This is a genomic window from Methylobacterium nigriterrae (assembly GCF_037106235.1).
Taxonomy (GTDB): domain Bacteria; phylum Pseudomonadota; class Alphaproteobacteria; order Rhizobiales; family Beijerinckiaceae; genus Methylobacterium; species Methylobacterium nigriterrae.
In genome coordinates, this window is sequence record NZ_JBAWTG010000537.1 from 1 (window position 1) to 478 (window position 478).

The following is a 478-nucleotide window of genomic DNA, read 5'->3' on the forward strand; positions in this document are numbered from 1 at the left end:
CAGGCCAAGGAGCTCGTGGGCCAGACGCGCCTGCAGGCCGAGTTCGTGCGCGACCAGATCCGCTCCGCCATCGTCACCACCTGGGGCCAGCTCGAGGCCGCCAAGGCCCAGGTGATCGCCTCGCAGGCCCAGGTCCAGGCCAACGAGGTGGCGCTGAACGGCGTGCGCGAGGAGGCCCGCGTCGGCCAGCGCACCACCCTCGACGTGCTGAACGCGCAGCAGGAACTCTTGAACGCCCGCGTGAACCTGATCGTGGCCCAGCGCAACCGCGTGGTGTTCTCCTACGGCGTCGTGCAGCAGATCGGGCGCCTGACCGCCCGCTTCATCGCTGTGCCGGTGGCGGCCTACAGCCCGAAGACGCATTTCGATCAGGTCAAGGATCTCTGGTACGGCGTGCGCACGCCGGACGGCCGCTGAGGCGCGCGCCCGGAGCCGCATTCGGGCGGCTCCGGTTTCCCCTGGACTGTGTTCGGAACGC

1 pseudogene is annotated in these 478 nt (G+C 70.1%); it reads left to right on the forward strand.

Annotated features, from left to right (window positions below):
• Positions 1-417: pseudogene (locus WDW90_RS38130) on the forward strand (TolC family outer membrane protein); the annotation flags it as partial.
• Between the last annotated feature and the right edge of the window lie 61 nt (positions 418-478).